This window comes from Viscerimonas tarda, assembly GCF_054601255.1.
Window position 1 is genome coordinate 1 of record NZ_BAAHWV010000082.1, and the last position, 3828, is coordinate 3828.

Here is a 3828-nt window from a genome sequence, read left to right on the forward strand (position 1 = left end):
GTATTATTATCCTTACGGCAAGGTAATCGGCAATCAGGAGAGTTATGCCGAAGGCTTTCAACCTTATAAGTTTGGTGGTAAGGAGGCTGAGCCTATGTTTGGATTGGGCCTGTATGATTTTGAGGCCCGACAGCTGGACAAGGCAGTACCGAGGTTTACGACTATGGATCCTCATGCTGAAAGTTATTATAATTGGTCGCCTTATGCGTATGCAGCGAATAATCCGATTCGGAATGTTGACCCTACGGGAGAAGATTGGTATCAACATGATGAATCTGGAGCAACTTTTTGGGAGGACAGTTCTCTTGATTTCATTGAAAGGGGCGACCAACGATACCATAATATCGGACAGTACTATACCCAGCCAATAGACGATGGTATTACAGTTTTCTATGATCAAGACAAAGTAGCGGGAATCAATGAACCCTATTATTTTGAGCAAGCAGTAGAACGAGAACCGTCTTTTATGGAAAAATGGAGTGATTCTGATAATATTCTTGCCAATTTGAGTTATAACATTTTAAATGATGCATTTGTGTCAATACAGCCACTTACTTTTGGGCTAATAGGTGAAACAACAAATGAGTTCACAGGTGGTATTGCTCATACAAATTTAGATGGAACCACTAATTACAAAGGTATTGAGTCTTTTACAAATACTATTACATGGGCACTGCCGACCGGTGAGGCAAAAGTAGGTTTAGCACCTCTAAAGACACTAAATGCTGCTCAATTTTCCCATACATTTAAAGGTATTTTATCAGGATTAAAACCAGCAACAAGAGGAACAATTAATAGAACAATGAATACTGGGACGCGAGCCATTAATTCTCAAATTGGTAATGGAAATGCAGTTATAGTTCCGATTGGTATAGGATCATATTACAAATCTAAATAATATGAAAATATTAGTTATCATATTGGGGAACTTATTAATCCTAAGCCTTGGCGTTTTTCTTCGTTATTTACATAAAAGATATTTTCTGAAAGAGAAAGGAATAACATTTAGGAAATTATTTAATGGCAAACCCTCAAAATCCAAAGAATATGATTTGGAAAATTTTGAGAATGAAATCTCAAATAGAACATTTGGATGTTTATTTATCATCATAGTAGCTATTACATTATGGTTTCTCTCTTCTAAAATAGGATTTTAATGTAAAGGCGCCAAGGGGCAGAGATTGGAAGCCTACGACAAGTGGCGCTCGGCTTTATCGCTCGACCCTGTGGAGAACACGAACAGGCCGCAGTACGCACAGCCCAATGCCAATCTGAAACGAAACTATATCGGTAACATAGTTTACGAAAACAACTATGTGAAAAGAATTTTATTCGATAATGGCTATTTTGAGAACGGAAATTACTACTTTTACCTGCGCGATCACTTGGGTAATAACAGTGTGGTGGTGGATGCCAACGGTGTGGTGAAGCAACGGCTGTATTATTATCCTTACGGCAAGGTAGTTGGCAATCAGGAGAGTTATGCCGAAGGCTTTCAGCCTTACAAGTTTGGCGGCAAGGAGGATGAGCCGATGTTTGGATTGGGCCTGTATGATTTTGAGGCCAGGCAGCTGGATCCTGCGGTGGGGAGGTTTACTACTGTGGATCCGCTGGCGGAGAAGTATTATAGCATTAGTCCGTATGCATATTGTTTAAATAATCCTATTAATCGAATAGACCCTGACGGCAGAGCCGATTTTTGGGTTAATGGAAAAGTTGTAGGTAATGATGGAGTTGATGACCAACGAGTTTTGGCTGTTAGGACAGAGGCTCTTACAAAGAAAGAAGTAAAAGAAACAACGAAATTTATTAAAGCCAATTCAGGCAATGCGGAAGCGTTTCAAAATAATGGAATGGCTTATACAAATTCTATTGCAATAGAGTCTTCGGCAGACAACCGTCAAGCAATGGTAACGGAAGTAAGCAAAGATAACGGCAAAGGTGGAACCGCAGACGCAAATAACAGAGAATACGGCGGTTCTATTGAAAATGGGAAAGTAGTTGCAGCAACTCCAGGTGCGGTTGCAAATCCAAGTGTTGATGAAAGTGCAAGTATTATGTTGCCTGTTGGAAATCCAACATTTCATAGCCACCCAAGTGGTACAAGGTCTGAAGTCGTAAAAGAAGGTACAAGAAATTCTTGGTTTAATCAACCGCCTTCAACTACCGATAAAGACAATGCAGGAACTCATACGAATTATGTTTTTGGCAGAGGAAATGGAAAGGTTTATATTTATACTTCAAGTGGTGTTCATGCTGTTATTCCATTTAAACAATTTGTAAATCCTAAACGCTAAAACTATGAAAAAGATATTTCTTTTGATATTAGTAATGTTCAGCATTGTATCATTGTACGGGCAAAAAGATATTAGCGATTATCCTATACCTAAAAACCTCAAACAATGTTTCAACTTATTGAATAAAACGACAAAAAAAGAAATTATTCAATTAATTAAAACATTACCTGAGGACAGTATTGTTTCTAACAAAGATATTGACTACGAAATGGACTTTGGTTTTTATTGGTTAGGCGAAAATTCAAAGTTAAGACAGTATTTCAATAAAAAGGGATTATTCTTTGGTTTTGAAGTAGAAGAATCAATTCTTATTTCATATCACCGTTATTTGAATAATCAGGCAATAAATCTTAATCAACAGATAGAAAAATACAAATCAATACGCGAGAAAGAATTGTTAGAATACAATGAAAGGCAATGTAATTTACAGGAAACCAATCAGTTAAATAAAATGATAAATTCAAGTATAACCTCATATATCATTTGGAAGAATGATTTTGCAAAACGAGGAATTAGTCTGCTTGATACTTGCCAGCACTATGTTTGTAAAGATGGATTGCCTGCGGATTTTCCTTTTGACAGCATACAAAATGTTACTTTTTTCAGTTTGCATAATTTGAATGGATTACCTAAATCATTTCAAAAGGAATTAAAAAAAGGAATAAGTGCTTATTTTGTTTGGGTAAAACTAACAGACAAACAGTTTGTTATTACGGTTGGCGGTCGTGGTGTCAAACTTATGAAGAAAAACCATATAGGAATAAGCGTAAGCGATTGGGGTATTTTTACATACGAATACTCTTGTGAAAAACAAAAATGGTTACTTGTCAATGCTGACTACGGAGGTATTTAATCAAAAGCAGCCTGCTTTTTGCGGGCTGTTTCTTTTCGGTGCAGTCGCCAAGTCCGCAGCCGCGAAGCCACCCGAAAAATCCGCTCGCGCTCGCCGTTCCCGCAACTGACCGACCGCACAACACAACCAAAGTGCAGAAAAAAGAAATTGCGGCGCAGCCGCAAAAGAAAAAAGGGGGGGGGATTTTGCGGCTTCGCCGCAAGGAAAAAGTTGCGTTGTATATCAAATCCCAATACACCTACGACAAAAACGGCAACATGACCCATTTGTACCGGCTGTCGGATTTAGAGGTGGAAGACATGGTAATCAATCATAACGGGAATCAGATGTCGCACATTGCGGATTGGCCGACACTGTATCCCGATGAATATCCCGATTATTACGCTGTTTTCACCGACTACTCGAATGACGAAAACGCTCGATACGGCTACAACAAAAATGGAGCCATGACCGGCGACCCCTACAAGGGATCCACGTACAGTTACAATGCTTTGGGAATGCCGAAACAAGTATCTGTACCCGCCATATTGGGTACGATCGACTACAAATATTCGGCCACCGGACAGAAGCTTGAAGCCAATTACAAATGGCATACAGGCTTATCGCTCGACCCTGTAGAGAACACAAACAGGCCGCAGTACGCACAACCCAACTCCACCCTGAAACGAAACTATATCG

5 protein-coding genes are annotated in these 3828 nt (G+C 39.2%); all 5 read left to right on the forward strand.

The features are described from left to right. On the forward strand, nt 1–898 hold an 898-nt coding region (locus ACYPWY_RS15645; protein ID WP_459686477.1), incomplete at its 5' end, for an RHS repeat-associated core domain-containing protein. 1 nt (nt 899) lies between these two features. Beyond that, nucleotides 900–1157, forward strand: a complete 258-nt coding sequence (locus ACYPWY_RS15650) for a hypothetical protein (protein WP_459686478.1) — start codon at nt 900–902, stop codon at nt 1155–1157. 24 nt (nt 1158–1181) lie between these two features. Next, nucleotides 1182–2297 (forward strand): RHS repeat domain-containing protein, encoded by a 1116-nt coding sequence (locus tag ACYPWY_RS15655; protein ID WP_459686479.1) that lies wholly within the window; start codon nt 1182–1184, stop codon nt 2295–2297. A gap of 4 nt (nt 2298–2301) precedes the next feature. Further along, on the forward strand, nt 2302–3150 hold the full coding sequence (locus tag ACYPWY_RS15660; protein ID WP_459686480.1) for a DUF6794 domain-containing protein: 849 nt from the start codon (nt 2302–2304) through the stop codon (nt 3148–3150). A gap of 131 nt (nt 3151–3281) precedes the next feature. After that, nucleotides 3282–3828, forward strand: a 547-nt coding sequence (locus ACYPWY_RS15665) for a hypothetical protein (protein ID WP_459686481.1), incomplete at its 3' end; no start/stop codon positions are given.

Coding starts and splice junctions, on each gene's coding strand:
- ACYPWY_RS15650 (WP_459686478.1), top strand. CDS start 900: ATGAAAATATTAGTTATCATATTGGGGAACTTATTAATCCTAAGCCTT.
- ACYPWY_RS15660 (WP_459686480.1), top strand. CDS start 2,302: ATGAAAAAGATATTTCTTTTGATATTAGTAATGTTCAGCATTGTATCA.